This is a genomic window from Streptomyces sp. MGP-P1 (assembly GCF_057766565.1).
The window spans coordinates 2,446,507-2,462,312 of record NZ_JBYMEM010000007.1 but is presented as its reverse complement, the minus strand read 5'-3'; the positions used below and the strand labels follow the sequence as shown (position 1 = coordinate 2,462,312).

Here is a 15,806-nt window from a genome sequence, read left to right as displayed (position 1 = left end):
GTACGCAGCCCTGAACCCGGCAGTACAGCCCTGACGCCGACCCGGCAGAGCGAGGTGCACCCGCAAGGTGTTCTATTACGTCCTGAAATATGTCGTGCTGGGGCCCGTACTGCGGCTGCTGTTCCGGCCCCGGATCGAGGGTCTGGAGCACCTTCCCGAGGACGGCGCGGCGATCGTCGCGGGCAACCACCTCTCCTTCTCCGACCATTTCCTGATGCCGGCCATCATCAAGCGCCGCATCACCTTCCTGGCGAAGGCCGAGTACTTCACGGGCCCGGGCATCAAGGGCCGGCTCACCGCGGCCTTCTTCCGCAGCGCGGGCCAGATCCCGGTGGACCGGTCCGGCAAGGACGCCGGGCAGGCTGCCATCCGTGAGGGGCTCGGCGTGCTGAGCAAGGGCGAGCTGCTGGGGATCTACCCGGAGGGCACCCGCTCGCACGACGGCCGGCTCTACAAGGGCAAGGTCGGGGTGGCGGTGATGGCGATCACCGCGCAGGTGCCGGTGATTCCCTGCGCCATGGTCGGCACCTTCGAGATCCAGCCGCCCGGCCAGGTCATGCCGAAGATCAAACGGGTCGCGATCCGCTTCGGCGAACCGCTGGACTTCTCCCGCTACGCGGGCATGGAGAACCAGAAGGCCGCGATCCGGGCCGTGACGGACGAGATCATGTACGCGATCCTCGTACTCTCCGGCCAGGAGTACGTGGACGAGTACGCGGCCAAGGTGAAGGCAGCCGAGCAGGAGGCCACGCCGCCGAGGAAGTTCCCCAAGCTGCGACGCTGAGCGCGAATACGCCACCGGCAGAGCGCTCTCGCCCCGGCGGGTCGGCTCCCCTAGCGTCGGATCCATGACCAAGGGACACGCATGGGTGCTGGGAGCGACGGGCCAGATCGGGCGGGCCGCGGTGCGGGCGCTGACCGGGGACGGCTGGGAGGTCACCGCGGCCTCGCGGGGTGGCGGCCGGGACGAGGGATGGGACGCCGGGGTCCGGGCGGTGGCGCTCGACCGTGACGAGGAGGGGGCGCTGGAGAAGGCGCTGGGCGAGAGCTGCGACGTACTGGTCGACATGGTGGCGTTCGACGGCACGCACGCCCGGCAGCTGACGGGGCTGGCCGGCCGGATCGGGTCCGCCGTGGTGATCTCCAGCGGGGCGGTGTACGAGGACGACCGGGGCCGCAGCTTCGACACGCAGGCTTCGGTCGACGGTTTCCCCCGCTTCCCGGTGCCGCTGCCGGAGACCTGGCGCACGGTGGCACCGGGTGACGCCTCGTACGCGACGCGGAAGATCCTGCTGGAGCGGGAGTCGCTGGCGGCGGGCGAGGAGTTGCCGGTGACGCTGCTGCGCGCGGGCGCGGTCCACGGCCCGTACTGCCGCACACCGCGCGAGCTGTACGTGGTGAAGCGGCTGCTCGACGGGCGCCGGCGCCGGGTGTTCGTGCACGGCGGGGAGAGCCGCTTCCATCCGGTCCATGTGTCCAACGCGGCGGAGCTGATCCGGCTGGCCGCCGGGCAGCCGGGATCGCGCGTGCTGAACGCCGGGGACCCCGAGGCTCCCACGGTCGCGGAGATCGCGTCGGCCATCGACGACGTGCTCGGGCGGGAGACGGAGACGGTGCTGATCGACGGCCCTGCCCCGGAGGGGCACGTCGGGGTGACACCGTGGAGCGGCGCCCACCCCGTGGTCTACGACATGACGGCGGCCGAGGAACAGCTCGGCTACCGCCCGGTGACCGGGTACGTGGAGTCGCTGCCGGAGACGGTCGAGTGGCTCGCCGGGCAGCTGGCGGAGCGCGACTGGCGCGAGGCGTTCCCGAAGATGCTCGCCAACTACGGTGCATGGCTCTTCGACTACGCGGCGGAGGACGCCTGGCTGGAGGCGCACGACCGGGGCCGCCGCTGAGCGGCCCCGGTCCCACGCCCTGTTCTACGGCTTCGGCGCGGCGTGCGGGGCACACGTCACATCGCGCCGGTCGGTCTTCCCGGTGAGCAGGTAGGTGTCCACCCGCTCGTTGACGCAGGGGTTGACCAGTCCGGTGACGCCGTGGGATCCGGCGTCCTTCTCGGTGATGAGCCGTGAGCCCTTGAACCGCTTGTGCAGCTCGACAGCGCCTTGGTAGGGGGTGGCGGCGTCACGGGTGGACTGCACGATGAGGACCGGCGGCAGCCCCTTGCCGGTCCTCACGTCCAGCGGGGTCTGCTGCTTGGCCGGCCAGGTGGCGCAGGGCAGGTTCATCCAGGCGTTGGCCCACGTCATGAACGGGTACTTCTCGTGCAGCCGGGTGTTGTCCCGGTCCCAGGTGCGCCAGTCGGTGGGCCACTCGGCGTCGGCGCATTCGACGGCGTTGTAGACCGCGTTGCCGTTCTCGGCGGCGGCGTTGCCCGCGAGGTCGCTCATGTCGGGGGCGGCGGCGTCGACCAGGGCCTGGGTGTCACCGGCCCGGTAGGCACTCCAGGTCTTGGCGGTGGGAGCCCAGGCGGAGTCGTAGTACGGCGCGCCCTGGAAGAAGCCGATGAGCTCGGCGGGCCCGACGACGCCCCCGATGGGCTCCTTCTTGGCGGCGGCCCGCAGCTTCAGCCAGGCCTTCTCGACCTTCTGCGGGGTGTCGCCGATGCCGTAGACGGAGTCGTGCCTCGCGACCCAGGCCTTCCAGTCGTCCCAGCGCGTCTGGAAGGCGATGTCCTGGTTGAGGTTCGCCCGGTACCAGATGTTCTTCCGCGACGGGTCGACCACACTGTCGACGACCATGCGCCGGACGTGGGTCGGGAAGAGCGTGCCGTAGACGGCGCCCAGGTAGGTGCCGTAGGAGACGCCGAGGAAGTTGAGCTTCTTCTCGCCGAGCGCGGCCCGGATGACGTCCAGGTCGCGTGCGGTGTTGGGCGTCGTCATGTGCGGCAGCATCGCGCCGTTGCGCTCGCCGCATCCTTCGGCGTACTCGCGGGCCAGCTTGCGCTGGGCGCGCTTGTCGGCCTCGCTGTCGGGGACCGGGTCGGCCTTGGGGGCCTTGACGAACTCCTGCGGGTCGGCGCAGGAGATGGGGGCCGAGTGGCCGACGCCGCGCGGGTCGAAGCCGACGAAGTCGTACGCCTTCGCCGTCTTCGTCCAGAGCGGGTTCTTCGCGGTGATCCGGGCGGGGAAGCGCAGTCCCGAACCGCCGGGTCCGCCCGGGTTGTAGAGCAGTGCGCCCTGGCGTTCGCTCTTCGTGCCGGTGCTGACGTGCCGGTCGACGGCGAGCTTGATCTTCTTGCCGTTCGGCCTGGCGTAGTCGAGCGGCACGGTCACCCAGCCGCACTGGATGGGGGCGGTCAGACCCCAGTCCTCCGGGCAGTCCTTCCAGTCGATCCCGGCGTTCGCCGCCCGGTGCGCCGCGACGGCGACCCCGCGCGCCTCCGCGTCGCCCCGGCCGTGCCGGCTGCCGTCGGCATTGGCGGCGGGTGCGGCCATCGCCGCCGCTATGAGCGTGCCCGCGACGAGAGCCCCGGCAGAACCGAGCACCTTGGTACGTCTCACGTGGAACCTCCCCCTTCATCCGATCCGCCGCCGGAGGCGGCGTGGTCATCGGTACGTCGCGGGGATCCTTTCGCCTGTGGGGCACCCGGGGCCAGGGCGTACACCTGTTTCTTTACCGAACCCATAACCGGTGAAGAAGGTTCGCTGAGCGGACTCCGTCGGCCGGGGGCCTTCAGCCCGTGTCGTGGTCCCCCTTCAGATCGTGTCGTGGTCCGCCTTCAGGCCGTCCAGCAGCTCGCGCATCACCTCGTCCAGGATCTCGCGCAGCAGGCGGGCGTCGGCGGCCACGGCGGTCACCAGGACGGCGGGGCCGGCGAGCGGGGTGAGGGCGGCGGTGGGCCCGAGGAGGCGCGCGGGGAGCGGGGCGTCCTCGAAGGCGGGGTCGGCGAGGAGCAGTTGGCCGACGGCCCGGTGGCCGCCGAGTACTGCCGGGCCGTCCCAGCCGCCGGGGGCGCCGGGCCCGTAGGCCAGTTGCTGGTCCAGGAGCGGGCGGCCCGCGCGGTGGACGGTGAGCCGGGTAATGAGCGCGCCGGTGGGCTCGCCGTGCCGGCCGAGGATCTGCTCCTCGCGCAGCAACAGGCGGGCGGTGGGGGCGAGTCGGACCCGGGTGGTCTGGTGCAGGTCGCTGCCGCGGGCGGAGACGAGTTGTTCGGGGAGCCAGTGCAGCACGGCCCCCTCCCCCACGGTCAGGTCCATCCCGTACGTGGACGGGCCAGTGTCCGTCCGTGGGCCCGGGAGGGCCACGGTGGCCGCCGCCGCGTCCACGGTGAGGCGCGCCCCGTCCGCGATGTCCGCCTCGATCGCCAGCCGGTCGCCGTTGAGCGGGGCGCTCATCGCGCCGACGACGGTGACCCGGGCGTAGGCGGCCTGCGGCGAGCGGGTGCGGCGCAGGGCGAGCGGGCCGCCGCTGACCAGGACGGGCAGGGCGGTCCCGCCCCGCCCGTCGGGCTCGGCCCGGAGCCGGGCCGTCGCGCGGACGCTCACGCGGCCCAGGCGGCGAGCTGTGCCCGCACCCAGTCGGCGACCGGCCCGACGCCTTCGGCCGAGGTCAGCGAGGTGAAGACGACCGGGAGTTCGCCGCGCTGCTTCTTGGCGTCGAGGGCCATCTGCTCCAGGTCGGAGCCGACGTAGGGGGCGAGGTCGGTCTTGTTGACGACCAGCAGGTCCGCGGTGGTGACGCCGGGGCCGCCCTTGCGCGGGATGTCGTCGCCGCCCGCGACGTCGATGACGAAGATCTGCGCGTCGACCAGTCCCTTGGAGAACGTGGCGGTGAGGTTGTCGCCGCCTGACTCGACGAGGATCAGGTCGAGCGGGCCGACCGCGTCCTCCAGGTCCTCGACCGCTTCGAGGTTGGCGGAGATGTCGTCGCGGATCGCGGTGTGCGGGCAGGCGCCGGTCTCGACGGCCTGGATCCGCTCGGGCGGCAGGACCGCGTTGCGCAGCAGGAAGGCGGCGTCCTCCTGGGTGTAGATGTCGTTGGTGACGACGGCGATGGACAGCCGGTCGCGCAGTTCCCGGCAGAGGGCGGCGACGGTGGCCGTCTTGCCGGAGCCGACGGGGCCGCCGAGGCCGATGCGCAGGGCGCGCCGGGCGCCGTCGGGACGGGTGGCGTCGGCGCTGACGGCGGCGGGGCCGTCGTGGGAGTGGCCGAGGTGCATGGGTGCTCCTGTGGGTGCGGGTTATGAGGCGAAGAGGCGGACCGGCCAGGCGGCGTGCGCCTCGGCGGTGATGTCGAGGAGCGGCGACGAGGCGGCGGGCAGGGCGTCGATGCCCTGCCGGGCGGCCTCGGCGGCCTGTGCGGCGACCCGGTCCAGCTCGGGGGCGAGCCGGGCGAGTACGGCGGTGGCGTGGAAGGGGTCGAGGGAGAGGAGCCGGACGACGGCGGTGGCGGGGCCGCTGACGGTCTCGTACGCGACACAGTGGGCGGCGTCCACGGGGTCGAGACCCGCCGACCGTGCGGTGAGCCCGAGGACGATCGGCTGGTGGGCGCCGCGCGGTCGGGCCGCCGCGAGCGCGTCCAGTTCGGGGCTCGGCCAGGTGGCGCGGGCGGCCCGCATCATCTGCCGGCCCAGTTTGCGCGCGGTGGCCCGCAGGGCGGGCGAGGGTGTACGGGCGTCGGCGGCCTCGTCCAGGGTGAGCGGGTCGAGGCCGTGGGCCGCCGCCGCGGCGAGGGCGGCGGCGGTGAGACCCGTGGTGTGCAGCCGGCCCCGGCAGAAGTCGGCGAGGGAGTCGGCGTCGTGGACGCGGCCCTCGGCGACGGCCGGTTCGGCGCCACCGGAGTGGGCGTGTCCTCCGGCGGGGAACCGGCCGTCGGCGAGGACGAGGAGCGCTGCGCGTGACATGGCCGGGCCCGATCAGAAGAGGAAGTAGCGCTGGGCCATGGGCAGTTCCGCCGCCGGTGCGGGCTCGACCGGGTCACCGTCGATCGTGACGGCGAAGCTGTCGGGGTCGACGTGGACCCGGGGCAGGGCGTCGTTCTCCCGCATGTCCGCCTTGGTGACCCTCCGGGTGCTGGTGATCGGCACGAACCGCTTGTGGAGGGCGAGGCGTTCGGGCAGCCCGTCCTCGATCGCGGCGGCGGAGACGAAGTTGAACGAGCCCTGGGCGGCCGCTCGCCCCAGGGCGCCGAACATCGGCCGGGGCAGCACCGGTTGCGGCGTCGGGATGGAGGCGTTGGCGTCCCCCATCTGCGCGTACGCGATCTGACCGCCCTTGATGACGGTCCGGGGTTTCACGCCGAAGAAGGCCGGGTCCCAGAGGACGAGGTCGGCGAGTTTGCCGGTCTCCACGGAGCCGATCTCCCGGTCCAGTCCCTGCGCGACGGCCGGGTTGATGGTGTATTTGGCGACATAGCGACGGACCCGGTGGTTGTCGGCCCGCCCGTCACCGGGCAGGGCTCCGCGCCGCTTCTTCATGACGTGGGCGGTCTGCCAGGTCCGCAGGATCACCTCGCCGATCCGCCCCATGGCCTGGGAGTCCGAGGAGATGATCGAGATGGCGCCGAGGTCGTGCAGGATGTCCTCGGCCGCGATGGTGGAGGGCCGGATCCGGGACTCCGCGAAGGCCAGGTCCTCGGGGACGGCGGGGTTCAGGTGGTGGCAGACCATCAGCATGTCGAGGTGTTCCTCGATCGTGTTGGCGGTGTGCGGCCGGGTGGGGTTGGTCGAGCTGGGCAGGACGTAGGGCTCGGAGACCACGCTGATGATGTCGGGTGCGTGTCCGCCCCCGGCCCCCTCGGTGTGGTAGGCGTGGATCGTCCGGCCGGCGATGGCGGCGAGGGTGTCGGCGACGAACCCGGCCTCGTTGAGGGTGTCCGTGTGGATGGCGAGCTGCGCGCCCGTCCGCTCGCAGACCGTGAGGCAGGCGTCGATGACGGCGGGCGTCGCGCCCCAGTCCTCGTGGATCTTGAATCCCAGTGCGCCGCCGCGCAGTTGGGAGTCCATGGCCTCCTGCGACATCGTGTTGCCCTTGCCGAGCAGCCCGATGTTGACCGGGAAGGTCTCCAGCGCCTCGAACATCCGGGCCAGGTGCCAGGGTCCCGGGGTGATGGTGGTGGCCTTGGTGCCCTCGGCGGGGCCGGTGCCGCCGCCGACGAGGGTGGTGATGCCGCTGGAGAGTGCCTGGTCGACGAGGGTGGGCGAGATGAAGTGGACGTGGGCGTCGGCGGCTCCGGCCGTGAGCAGCTTCCCGTTGCCCGCGATGATCTCGGTCTCCGGGCCGATCACCAGGTCGGGGTGGACGCCGTCCATGGTGTCCGGGTTCCCGGCCTTGCCGATGCCGGTGATCCGGCCGTCCCGGATGCCGATGTCGGCCTTGACGATGCCCCAGTGGTCGATGACGACGGCCCCGGTGATGACGGTGTCGGGCGCGCCCTCGGCGCGGGTGGTGCGGGCCTGGCCCATCGACTCCCGGATCACCTTGCCGCCGCCGAACACCGCCTCGTCGCCCGCGTGTCCGGGGCCGCCCGAGCGGTCCTCCTCGATCTCGACGAGCAGGTCGGTGTCGGCGAGCCGGATGCGGTCGCCGGTGGTGGGCCCGAACAGGTCGGCGTACACGGTTCTCTTGAGGTCAGGCATCGAGGGCACCTCCGGTTTCGCCGCGCAGGCCGGGGACGACGCGGCGGCCGGCGAGGGGGACGAGTTCGACGTCGGCGGGGATGCCGGGTTCGAAGCGGACCGCCGTGCCGGCGGCGATGTTCAGCCGCAGCCCGTGGGCGGCGGCGCGGTCGAAGCGCAGTCCGGGGTTGGCCTCGGCGAAGTGGTAGTGGGAGCCGACCTGGACGGGACGGTCGGCGGCGTTGAGGACGGTGAGGCGGGTGACCGTACGCCCCGCGTTGAGGGGGATGTCCCCGTCCCCGTACAGGATCTCTCCGGGAATCATCGGCGCGGCCCCGTCAGACGATCGGGTCATGGACGGTGACGAGCTTCGTGCCGTCCGGGAAGGTGGCCTCGACCTGGACGTCGTGGAGCATCTCGGGGATGCCTTCCATGACCTCGTCGCGGGTGAGCACCTTGCGTCCGGACGCCATGAGTTCGGCGACGGTGCGGCCGTCCCGGGCGCCTTCCAGCAGATGGGCGGTGATCAGGGCGACGGCCTCGGGGTGATTGAGCAGCAGCCCGCGTGCCCGGCGCTTCTCGGCCACGTCCGCGGCCACATGGATGAGCAGACGTTCCTGCTCGTGCGGGGTCAGTTGCACGCTTCCACCTCATCGTCTTCCGTCCGGCTCCGGCTCCGGACGCAGCGGGACCCTATCCCCGTTCAACATCTCGTTGAACGGGGAACGGTGGTCTCGCGACCAGGCATTGCACGTTAGGGCGGAAGTTTTTCCATTGCGTTAACTGATCTTTTGCGGGTTCATGGACATCAGCCCGCGCAACCCGTTCTCCAGCACCTGGGGGCGTACGTCCCCGAAGAGCGCCTCCTGCACGATGAAGCCCTGCGCCGTCGCGATCATCGTGCGCGCCACATCGTCGCCGAGCGCGTCGCTCGCCAGGATCCCTGCGGAACGGTAGGCGTCGACGAGCTTCGCCCAGGCGACGCGCATGGTCGCGTAGCCGTCGTCGACGAGTGCGGCGAGCCGTTCGTCGCGCAGGGTCTCGGACCAGAGCTGGACGACGAGCGCGGCGAAGGCCCGGCGCTCCAGCCGGTACACCTCCCCCGCGAGCACCCCGCCGAGCACCCGGCCGAGCAGCACGTCCGGGGTGGGCGGCGGGGTCATACGGGAGGCCTCCTCGAAGGCGCCGCGGATGGCGGCGAAGGTCTCCTTCGTGATGGCCGCGATGATGTCCTCCTTGCCGGGGAAGTAGCGGTAGACCGCCCCGGCGGACAGTCCCACCTCCTTGAGGACGTCCTGCATGGACGTGCCGTGGAATCCGTTGCGGGCGAAGCAGCGCGCCGCGCCGTCGAGGATTTGGCGGCGACGGGCGTCGAGGTGTTCCTGGGATACGCGAGCCATGGGACCAAGCTAAAACGAACGTTCCTTCTTGACAATCCCGCAGGGTGTGCCGACAGTGTGACAGGACGTAAAACGAACGATCCTTCTCTCAGATGTAGACGCAGATGCAGATACTCCGCTGCCGCACGAATCGAGGCCCCTCATGCCCACCGCACCCAACCGCCGCGCGGTGGCGGTGATCCTGCTGATCCCCCTGGTGGTGACGCTCGCCCTCTGGGCCTTCGCCTGGCCCGCCGCCCGGATCGCACCGCGCGACCTCCCGGTCGGGATAGCGGGCCCGGCATCGGCGGCCCAGCAGCTGGAACAGCGCTTCGAGCAGCGCGACGGCGCGTTCGACGTTCACCGCTTCGACGACGAGGCCGCCGCCCGCACCGCGATCGAGGACCGGACCGTATACGGAGCCGTCGTCGTCGCCCCTCAGGGGCCGCACCTGCTCACCGCCTCGGCGGCGAGCCCCGTCGTCTCCCAGCTGCTGCGCGAGGCCGTGACGGCGTCCGTCCCCGAGGACACCCCGGTCCGGGTCACCGATGTGGTCGCCGCGCCGCCCGGGGACCCGCGCGGCAGCGCACTCGGCGCGAGCGTCCTGCCGCTGGCCCTGGCGGGCATGGCGGCCGGAGCCGTCGTCACCCTGATGGGGCTGCGCGGGGCACGGGCCGCGGTGACCCTGGTCGGGTCGGCCGCACTGGTGGGCCTCGCCGCCACGGCCGTGGCGCACAGCTGGCTCGGCGTGGTCACGGGCGACTGGTGGACGGAGGCGGGAGCGGTCGCGCTCACCGTGCTGGCCATCGGTTCGGCCGTGGCGGGACTCGCCTCCCTGTTCGGGCCGCGCGGCATCGGGCTCGGGGCGCTGCTGATGGTCCTGCTGGGCAACCCCTTCTCCGGCGTCACCAGCGCACCGGAGCTGCTGCCCGAGCCGGTCGGCGTGATCGGCCAGTGGCTTCCGCCGGGCGCGGGCGGTTCGCTGCTCCGCTCGGTCGCCTTCTTCGAAGGAAGCGCTGCCGGCGGCGCCGCGCTGACACTCTCACTGTGGTCGCTGTTCGGCCTGGCGGCGGTGCTGTTCGCCCGCCGGACGCCCACGACGGCCGAGCCGGCCGCACCCGTCCGGGAGCCTGCCCTGACCGGCTGAGCCCCCAATCCGCGTCGCCGAGCCGGGCGCCCCTCTTCACTGGAGGGGCGCCCGGCTCCGTGCTGTCCTGGGGAATCGCGGCCTCAGGCGTCCCCGTCGTGGGGGCGGTGCTCCGCGGCGATGCCGAACCTGCGCCGTTCGCCCTGAGCGGATGGCGCGGAGCCGATCGAGGAGACCGAGCTGATCACCTGCTCCTCGGCAGCCGCTTCATCGGTTTCGAGTCGTTGCAGGTCAGCGGCGGAAACCAGAGCGATGAGCGGCTTGCCGTGCCGCGTCACCACCACGCGTTCACCGCCGTAGACAACGCGGTTGATCAGTTCGGCGAGCTCCGCCCGTGCTTGCGTCACCGGAATCTCGTAGGCCATAGTCCCCAGCTTACGGGGCGTATTTATGGCCCATAGAGTCCGTGCGACAGCGGAAAAGCCCAGCTCCGAACGGGGCTGGGCTTCTTCGTGCGTACAGAGTGTGAGACGCCCGTGAGACGAGGCGCCCGCTCCTTCAGGGTCCTTGGGCGGGGCTCTCTTCCGCATTCGTGATGCGGCGAACCTGCTGCCGGGTGTACCCGGTCACCTCGCAGATGTCCTTCTGAAGGACCCCGTCGGCGGCGGCCTGCCTGATGGCTTCGGCCAACTCCTGCCGCAGGATCTCGGTCCGGGTCTCCGACTCCCTGAACCTGCCGGCCAGGTGCCCAAGCGATCTCTTGTCCATGACGTGCAGTGTTTCATCGAGAAGGGTCATGGAACATGACGTTACTCGACAGGTGGGCTACTTCCTAGGTCGGAGACGTTGACAAGGGAACACGATGTTCCCTACTGTTCAGGTGTTGGCAGAAACGCCAACGCAAACGGCCCCCGCCGGTGGTTGGACACCGAACGAGGGCCTGACGGACACACCTGCCTGAACAGGAGTACCGCTGTGTTGAAGTCTCTCATCCCTTCCCGCCTGGTCACCATCGTCTCGGACGCGGTCCGGTCGGTCGTCTCCCCCGCCTCCCTCATGGCCGAGGCCCCCACCCCCGTCGCCCTGGACCCGGCCGGCCTGTACGAGGCCGACGAGGTGCCCCCGGTCGCCGACATCGAGGCCGCTGCCGCCGCCTTCGACAAGGCCGCCCAGCAGGCCCGCGCCGGTGACCGTGGCAAGCGGGCCGCGAAGAAGATCCTGGACCGTCTCCCCGCCGGCCGGTACGGGTCGTGGCTGGTGTCCCGCACCGTGTCGAACCGGCAGACCGCCGACCTCGACAAGATCCGGGCCATCTTCAAGGCGAACGGGCTCGGCCCGGTCCCGATGAAGTCGTCGGCCCCGTCCCTCAAGGTCGAGCGCCTCGCCGAGGTTCCCGCCGCCGTCCCCACGTCCGCCCCGGTCCTGGTCGGCGCCTCCGCCGGTCTCGCGGTGGCCCTGTGAAGACCCTCGCCGATCGGCTCCTGACCAAGACCACCCCCGGCCCGGCCGGTTGCGTGATCTGGACTGGGAAAACGAACAGCAACGGTTACGCCCGGCTCGTGATCAACGGCCGCGCCGTGAACGCCCAGCGGATCGCCCACGAGCAGTTCGTCGGCCCGATCCCCGAGGGGTACACCGTCGGCCGGACCTGCCACCAGGTCGACCTGTCGTGCAAGGGCGGGGTGACGTGCCTGCACCGCCGGTGCATCAACCCCGGCCACCTGTTCGTGATGACCAGCGCCGAGGCGAGCAAGTCGGGGCGCAGCTACGGCGGCACGCTGGCGAGGCGAACGCACTGCAAGCACGGCCACCCGTTCAACGAGGCGAACACTCTGGTCAGCAAGACGGGTGCCCGGCAATGCCGCACATGCCGCCGCACGTGGGCCAGGGACGCGAAGCTGCGGAGCGCCGAGCGTGCCGAGCAGCGTAAGCAGGCGTTCGGTGCCATGTACGCGGCGCAGCAGGGCTTTGTGACCGGGGTGGTCCTTGCCGAGGTCCGCGACCGGAACTTCGCCCTGGCGGAGGATCTGACGGCCGAGGCGTTCATCCGGGCGTGGAAGGCGTGGCCGAAGTGCCGGGCCACCACCGACGCCCAGGTGAGGGCGTGGCTGCGGACGATCGCCCGGCACACGGTCATCGACCACTACCGGGTCAAGCGGAACACCGCCGAGGCGGCGACCGACCCCACGGCCTGGCAGTACGCCAACCAGCCGGTCGAGGTGGCGGGCGGTTGCTACTCCGTCCGGTCCGGCCGCCAGCTCGCCTCGGTCTAACAGCTCCCTGCGCCACCCTCCGTGTCCCGCGGTTTCGGGACTGCCCCGGCCGGACGTGTCGTCGCCCGTCCGGCCGGGGCCCCTCACACGCTTTGAGGAGACCAGCCATGCGCAACACCGCCCGCACGAGCATCCCTGCCACGTTCAAGCCGTCCGGCGGCATCGTGACGCCGCCGGCCGCCGAGCCGACCCCGGTCGCCCCGGTCGTCGAGCCGCAGCCCATCACCTACGCCCTTCGTACCGGCGGCGTCCTCGTCGAGACGTGCCCCACCTGGTGCGTCCTCGACCACGCCGACGACATCCAGGGCTTGTACGCCGAAGACCTCGTCCACCAGGGCGAGGAGATCGAGCTGCGCACCACCACGATCGAGGGCAGCCGCGTCTCGATCCTTGCCGCCCAGATCATGCAGTGGCCGTTCAGCACGGACGGCAGCGGCTCCGAAGTCCCGTACATGGCGCTCCGTCCGGAGGCCAGCATGGGCGAGTCGCTGGGCTACTCCACCCCGGAGGACGTCGAGGCGGAGATCCGCCGCACGGAAGCCCACCTGCAGTCCCTGCGGGAGCTCAACGCCCGTCTCGTCGAGGCGCGGGCCGAGTACCACCGCCGCCAGGGCCTGCTCCCGGAGAACCTGACCGTCGACGACGTGAACACGTTGCCGGTGGCGGTGCTGCTGAAGGCGTTCGGGCTGAAGGTGTTCGAGGTCGGCGGGATGCCCCACAACACGCTCGTGTGGCTCGACCGGGGCGGGGACCAGCCGGCGTTCTACATGGACCGGTCGCTGACGCAGACCGACCGTGAGACCGCGGTCCGTCAGTCCCTGGTCGCGGTCGTCGAGGCGCAGGCTGCGAAGGCCGCCCGATGAGCGCCAACGTGACGGCGTACCGGGCGCTGCATGACCCGGAGTTGGACGCCAACGAGTACGTGGTCTCGGTGGCCAGCGCGGTGAGCATGGCGCGCACCCTGCTCGCCCAGCAGGCCACCGCGAACATCTACGACGAGACCGCGATGCTGCGGGCCGCCGTCGCCCTCGACATCCGGCTGCGGACCCTGCTGGCCGCTCTCGAAGCGGAGGGCCAGGCATGAGCGCCGACCGGCCCACCGTGGCCCCCGAGCCCCGCCGCAACGCGGACGGCACGATCAGCGTGCTGACGCTGGACGCCGGGACCGTGCGGTTCGCCTGCCCCACGTGGTGCTTCGTCGAGCACGGCTACCGGGTCCCGCCGGCGAAGGCGGAGATCACCCACCGCAGCGAACCCGTCTGGGCGCTGGCCGACACCCCCGAGCACGGGCCGACCAGCCTCGTCGAGGTCTCCCTCGTCCAATGGCCCTACAGCGACCGCGACGCCGTGTTCCTCGGTATCCAGACCGATGACGGGTTCCTGGAGCTCAGCCCGGCCGGGGCCCGCCAGGTCGCCACCGCCCTCCGCGCCCACGCCGACCACATCGACACCATGGCCGACCAGCTGATGCACCTCCCGGCAGGTGAAGGCCGGTGAGCAGCAGCCGCCCGGTTCGCCGGCCCACCGAGAACACCGCCCTGCTGAACAGTCGCCGCCCGTGCCCGCCCGCCGACCAGGTCAGGAACCTCCTGCACACCGCCTACGCCACCGGGGACCGGTACGGGGCCCGGCACTTCAACCACATGCTCGCCCGCGCGCTCGGCCAGACCGGGGCAACCCGGTGACCCGCACGAACGCGAAGACGCCCGAGCGGCGCCGCCTCCTCCTCCGGATGGTGGCGGCCCGTCCCGGGTGCGGCTGGTGGTGCTTCTACTGCCGCACCCCGTTCACCGACGAGACCCCGCCCACCTTCGACCACTACATCCCCTACTGCCTGTGGCGCACCGGCTGGCACCGCAACTTGGTCCTGGCCTGCGCCCCCTGCAACACGGCGAAGGCCGACGCCCTGCCCTGGACGGTGGCGCACCTGCTCCTCGTCGAGGCCAAGACCGCCCTCACCGCCTACGTCTACCCGCCCGGCGACTACGCCGGATTCGACCAGAACGGAAGCCCGTCATGAGCACCACCCGAACCAAGCTCACCCGTGGGCAGGCGATCATCCTGTCCGCCGCCGCCCTGCCGATGGTCGCCGTCGGCGCCTTCGGCGGGGCAGGCACCTACAGCAACATCGTCGAGGAGTTCAACCGGGCCGCCACCGCCATCGGTGTCGTCGCCGCCGGCGAAGGCGTCACCCTCGTCCTCGCCCTGGTCATGGTCGGTGTCACGATGCTCGGCCAGGCCTCCCCCACCCCCGTCCGCCTCGGCCTGTGGGTGGCACCGATCGGAGCCGGGCTGACCGGAGTCGTCGTCGCCGACGACTTCACCGAGGCCGTCGTCTACGGCATGACCCCCCTGGCCATGTCCGCCGCCGCCGAAGGGCTCGGCTTCCTGGCCCGCCGGGTCGTCGTCTACACCACCGGCACCGACATGGAAGCCCAACGCCGCAACGCGTCCACGATGCAGCGCCTGGCCTACCACCAGGCCCGTGCGGCGAAGCACCCCGACAAGCGGGTCAAGTGGTGGTCCGAGCGGGCGTCGTGGCGTCTGGCCCGCCGTGTCGGTCACGGTGACGCCCAGCTCGGCTCCAGCCTCGTCGACGTCCAGCGGGAGCAGCTGACCCGCGGGGCCGGCGCAGCCCTCGCCGACATGTACGCCCTGCCGTCAACCGTGACCGAGACGGTCACGACTGCCCCGGTGAAGCACTCGGCCACCGAGGTGCTGCGGCGCCGCTTCGCCGAGATGGACCCGGCCGACGCGATCCGTGTCGCCCATGATGCGCACCCTGATGCGCCCCCCGCCGAGCTCGCCTCGATGCTCATCACCTATGGGGTCATCGTCGACGCCGTGCAGGTTGCCCTGGTCCTGTACGGGGCCCCGCAGAACGTCACCGTCGAGCGCGACCAGGACGACGATGCGGGTGATGCGCATCATGATGCGCCGCAGGTCGGGGGTGGTGTCGACGCGAACAAGACGAAGGCGATCCTCGAAGCCGCTGCCGTGCTCGGCCCTGACGTCTCGTCCTCGGATGTGGCCGACCGGGTGAAGCGCATCAACGGCATCACGGTGAAGCCGAACTACGTCCGGACGACGCTGTCCCGCGAAGCGAAGAAGGCGAAGCCGGCCCGCCACCCGATGGAAGGCGGCTACGCGTGAGCGACTTCGAGAAGGCCGCCAAGGACGCCGTCGACGCCGCGGCGAACACGGAGCAACTGGCCCTCATCGCCGCTGTTCTCCAGGCGCAGCAGCTCACCCAGCAGCAGCCCCTGGCACCCGCACCCGCCGCGACACCGTCGAGCGGCACCAACGCCAAGTGGATCGGGATCGGGGCCGCGGTCGTCGTCGGCGGGCCTCTCTTCCTCCTCGCCTTCACCGCAGCCGCCCTGGGTATCGCGGCCGTGGCCCTGTCCGTGGCGGTCCTCGCCCTCGTCCTGCGCTCCGTCTGGCAGGACATCAAGGCCAAGTAGCCCACCCCACCTGCACGTCCCCCGAAAGGAACCACCGTC

The 15,806-nt window shown here is 71.5% G+C and carries 22 protein-coding genes; 12 read left to right on the top strand and 10 right to left on the bottom strand.

Going from position 1 to position 15,806, the window contains the following annotated elements; translation table 11 throughout:
• Positions 1-67 precede the first annotated feature (67 nt).
• Both AC3CH1_RS32680 and AC3CH1_RS32675 read left to right on the top strand, forming a co-directional pair.
• Positions 68-784, top strand: a complete 717-nt coding sequence (locus tag AC3CH1_RS32680) for a lysophospholipid acyltransferase family protein (protein WP_488466166.1) — start codon at positions 68-70, stop codon at positions 782-784.
• Between the two features lie 64 nt (positions 785-848).
• Complete coding sequence (locus AC3CH1_RS32675; RefSeq protein WP_488466165.1) at positions 849-1,901, top strand: NAD-dependent epimerase/dehydratase family protein; 1,053 nt, start codon at positions 849-851, stop codon at positions 1,899-1,901.
• Between the two features lie 24 nt (positions 1,902-1,925).
• Here AC3CH1_RS32675 and AC3CH1_RS32670 read toward each other — a convergent pair whose 3' ends face one another.
• The 8 genes from AC3CH1_RS32670 to AC3CH1_RS32635 form a co-directional block, all read right to left on the bottom strand.
• Positions 1,926-3,443: an alpha/beta hydrolase gene (locus AC3CH1_RS32670; protein WP_488466791.1), complete on the bottom strand. Its 1,518-nt coding sequence runs from the start codon at positions 3,441-3,443 to the stop codon at positions 1,926-1,928.
• Positions 3,444-3,704: 261 nt separating this feature from the next.
• Positions 3,705-4,493: an urease accessory protein UreD gene (locus AC3CH1_RS32665; protein ID WP_488466164.1), complete on the bottom strand. Its 789-nt coding sequence runs from the start codon at positions 4,491-4,493 to the stop codon at positions 3,705-3,707.
• Positions 4,490-5,167, bottom strand: a complete 678-nt coding sequence (gene ureG / locus AC3CH1_RS32660; RefSeq protein WP_365545071.1) for an urease accessory protein UreG — start codon at positions 5,165-5,167, stop codon at positions 4,490-4,492. The genes AC3CH1_RS32665 and ureG overlap by 4 nt, the downstream gene beginning before the upstream one ends.
• Positions 5,168-5,188: 21 nt before the next feature.
• Positions 5,189-5,851 carry an urease accessory protein UreF gene (locus AC3CH1_RS32655; RefSeq protein WP_488466163.1) on the bottom strand — a complete coding sequence of 221 codons (663 nt, stop codon included), beginning with the start codon at positions 5,849-5,851 and terminating at the stop codon, positions 5,189-5,191.
• A 12-nt stretch (positions 5,852-5,863) separates the two neighbouring features.
• Positions 5,864-7,585, bottom strand: a complete 1,722-nt coding sequence (locus AC3CH1_RS32650) for an urease subunit alpha (RefSeq protein ID WP_488466162.1) — start codon at positions 7,583-7,585, stop codon at positions 5,864-5,866.
• The gene (locus AC3CH1_RS32645) at positions 7,578-7,889 is read right to left on the bottom strand and encodes an urease subunit beta (RefSeq protein WP_488466790.1); all 312 of its coding nucleotides are present in this window, start codon (positions 7,887-7,889) and stop codon (positions 7,578-7,580) included. Before AC3CH1_RS32645 ends, AC3CH1_RS32650 begins: the two co-directional genes overlap by 8 nt.
• 13 nt (positions 7,890-7,902) lie before the next feature.
• Positions 7,903-8,205, bottom strand: coding sequence for an urease subunit gamma (locus AC3CH1_RS32640; RefSeq protein WP_488466161.1), 303 nt, complete (start codon positions 8,203-8,205; stop codon positions 7,903-7,905).
• A 138-nt stretch (positions 8,206-8,343) separates the two neighbouring features.
• The gene (locus AC3CH1_RS32635) at positions 8,344-8,964 is read right to left on the bottom strand and encodes a TetR/AcrR family transcriptional regulator (RefSeq protein WP_488466160.1); all 621 of its coding nucleotides are present in this window, start codon (positions 8,962-8,964) and stop codon (positions 8,344-8,346) included.
• A gap of 142 nt (positions 8,965-9,106) precedes the next feature.
• Between AC3CH1_RS32635 and AC3CH1_RS32630 the strand changes: the two genes are divergently transcribed.
• Positions 9,107-10,090, top strand: a complete 984-nt coding sequence (locus tag AC3CH1_RS32630) for an ABC transporter permease (protein WP_488466159.1) — start codon at positions 9,107-9,109, stop codon at positions 10,088-10,090.
• 83 nt (positions 10,091-10,173) lie between these two features.
• Here the strand turns inward: AC3CH1_RS32630 and AC3CH1_RS32625 are convergent, their stop codons facing one another.
• The gene (locus tag AC3CH1_RS32625) at positions 10,174-10,455 is read right to left on the bottom strand and encodes a type II toxin-antitoxin system Phd/YefM family antitoxin (RefSeq protein WP_488466158.1); all 282 of its coding nucleotides are present in this window, start codon (positions 10,453-10,455) and stop codon (positions 10,174-10,176) included.
• Positions 10,456-10,588: 133 nt separating this feature from the next.
• On the bottom strand, positions 10,589-10,828 hold the full coding sequence (locus AC3CH1_RS32620) for a hypothetical protein (RefSeq protein WP_488466157.1): 240 nt from the start codon (positions 10,826-10,828) through the stop codon (positions 10,589-10,591).
• A gap of 177 nt (positions 10,829-11,005) precedes the next feature.
• Between AC3CH1_RS32620 and AC3CH1_RS32615 the strand changes: the two genes are divergently transcribed.
• The 9 genes from AC3CH1_RS32615 (at position 11,006) to AC3CH1_RS32575 (ending at position 15,767) form a co-directional block, all read left to right on the top strand.
• On the top strand, positions 11,006-11,491 hold the full coding sequence (locus tag AC3CH1_RS32615) for a hypothetical protein (RefSeq protein WP_488466156.1): 486 nt from the start codon (positions 11,006-11,008) through the stop codon (positions 11,489-11,491).
• Complete coding sequence (locus tag AC3CH1_RS32610) at positions 11,488-12,303, top strand: sigma factor (RefSeq protein ID WP_488466155.1); 816 nt, start codon at positions 11,488-11,490, stop codon at positions 12,301-12,303. Before AC3CH1_RS32615 ends, AC3CH1_RS32610 begins: the two co-directional genes overlap by 4 nt.
• A 107-nt stretch (positions 12,304-12,410) precedes the next feature.
• Entirely contained in the window at positions 12,411-13,166 is a 756-nt protein-coding gene (locus tag AC3CH1_RS32605; protein ID WP_488466154.1) for a DUF6907 domain-containing protein, read from the top strand.
• Positions 13,163-13,387 (top strand): hypothetical protein, encoded by a 225-nt coding sequence (locus AC3CH1_RS32600; RefSeq protein WP_488466153.1) that lies wholly within the window; start codon positions 13,163-13,165, stop codon positions 13,385-13,387. Before AC3CH1_RS32605 ends, AC3CH1_RS32600 begins: the two co-directional genes overlap by 4 nt.
• Complete coding sequence (locus tag AC3CH1_RS32595; protein WP_488466152.1) at positions 13,384-13,800, top strand: DUF6907 domain-containing protein; 417 nt, start codon at positions 13,384-13,386, stop codon at positions 13,798-13,800. Before AC3CH1_RS32600 ends, AC3CH1_RS32595 begins: the two co-directional genes overlap by 4 nt.
• Positions 13,797-13,988, top strand: coding sequence for a hypothetical protein (locus AC3CH1_RS32590; protein ID WP_402017879.1), 192 nt, complete (start codon positions 13,797-13,799; stop codon positions 13,986-13,988). Before AC3CH1_RS32595 ends, AC3CH1_RS32590 begins: the two co-directional genes overlap by 4 nt.
• Positions 13,985-14,323: an HNH endonuclease gene (locus AC3CH1_RS32585; protein WP_488466151.1), complete on the top strand. Its 339-nt coding sequence runs from the start codon at positions 13,985-13,987 to the stop codon at positions 14,321-14,323. The genes AC3CH1_RS32590 and AC3CH1_RS32585 overlap by 4 nt, the downstream gene beginning before the upstream one ends.
• Positions 14,320-15,456 carry a conjugal transfer protein gene (locus tag AC3CH1_RS32580; RefSeq protein ID WP_488466150.1) on the top strand — a complete coding sequence of 379 codons (1,137 nt, stop codon included), beginning with the start codon at positions 14,320-14,322 and terminating at the stop codon, positions 15,454-15,456. The genes AC3CH1_RS32585 and AC3CH1_RS32580 overlap by 4 nt, the downstream gene beginning before the upstream one ends.
• Entirely contained in the window at positions 15,453-15,767 is a 315-nt protein-coding gene (locus AC3CH1_RS32575) for a hypothetical protein (protein ID WP_488466149.1), read from the top strand. The genes AC3CH1_RS32580 and AC3CH1_RS32575 overlap by 4 nt, the downstream gene beginning before the upstream one ends.
• Positions 15,768-15,806 lie beyond the last annotated feature (39 nt).

What these genes read in the sequence shown, in the direction of transcription:
- AC3CH1_RS32675 (WP_488466165.1), top strand. Translation starts at nt 849, where the DNA reads ATGACCAAGGGACACGCATGGGTGCTGGGAGCGACGGGCCAGATCGGG.
- AC3CH1_RS32670 (WP_488466791.1), bottom strand. Translation starts at nt 3,443, where the DNA reads ATGGCCGCACCCGCCGCCAATGCCGACGGCAGCCGGCACGGCCGGGGC.
- ureG (WP_365545071.1), bottom strand. Translation starts at nt 5,167, where the DNA reads ATGCACCTCGGCCACTCCCACGACGGCCCCGCCGCCGTCAGCGCCGAC.
- AC3CH1_RS32655 (WP_488466163.1), bottom strand. Translation starts at nt 5,851, where the DNA reads ATGTCACGCGCAGCGCTCCTCGTCCTCGCCGACGGCCGGTTCCCCGCC.
- AC3CH1_RS32650 (WP_488466162.1), bottom strand. Translation starts at nt 7,585, where the DNA reads ATGCCTGACCTCAAGAGAACCGTGTACGCCGACCTGTTCGGGCCCACC.
- AC3CH1_RS32645 (WP_488466790.1), bottom strand. Translation starts at nt 7,889, where the DNA reads ATGATTCCCGGAGAGATCCTGTACGGGGACGGGGACATCCCCCTCAAC.
- AC3CH1_RS32635 (WP_488466160.1), bottom strand. Translation starts at nt 8,964, where the DNA reads ATGGCTCGCGTATCCCAGGAACACCTCGACGCCCGTCGCCGCCAAATC.
- AC3CH1_RS32630 (WP_488466159.1), top strand. Translation starts at nt 9,107, where the DNA reads ATGCCCACCGCACCCAACCGCCGCGCGGTGGCGGTGATCCTGCTGATC.
- AC3CH1_RS32625 (WP_488466158.1), bottom strand. Translation starts at nt 10,455, where the DNA reads ATGGCCTACGAGATTCCGGTGACGCAAGCACGGGCGGAGCTCGCCGAA.
- AC3CH1_RS32620 (WP_488466157.1), bottom strand. Translation starts at nt 10,828, where the DNA reads ATGACCCTTCTCGATGAAACACTGCACGTCATGGACAAGAGATCGCTT.
- AC3CH1_RS32605 (WP_488466154.1), top strand. Translation starts at nt 12,411, where the DNA reads ATGCGCAACACCGCCCGCACGAGCATCCCTGCCACGTTCAAGCCGTCC.
- AC3CH1_RS32600 (WP_488466153.1), top strand. Translation starts at nt 13,163, where the DNA reads ATGAGCGCCAACGTGACGGCGTACCGGGCGCTGCATGACCCGGAGTTG.
- AC3CH1_RS32595 (WP_488466152.1), top strand. Translation starts at nt 13,384, where the DNA reads ATGAGCGCCGACCGGCCCACCGTGGCCCCCGAGCCCCGCCGCAACGCG.
- AC3CH1_RS32580 (WP_488466150.1), top strand. Translation starts at nt 14,320, where the DNA reads ATGAGCACCACCCGAACCAAGCTCACCCGTGGGCAGGCGATCATCCTG.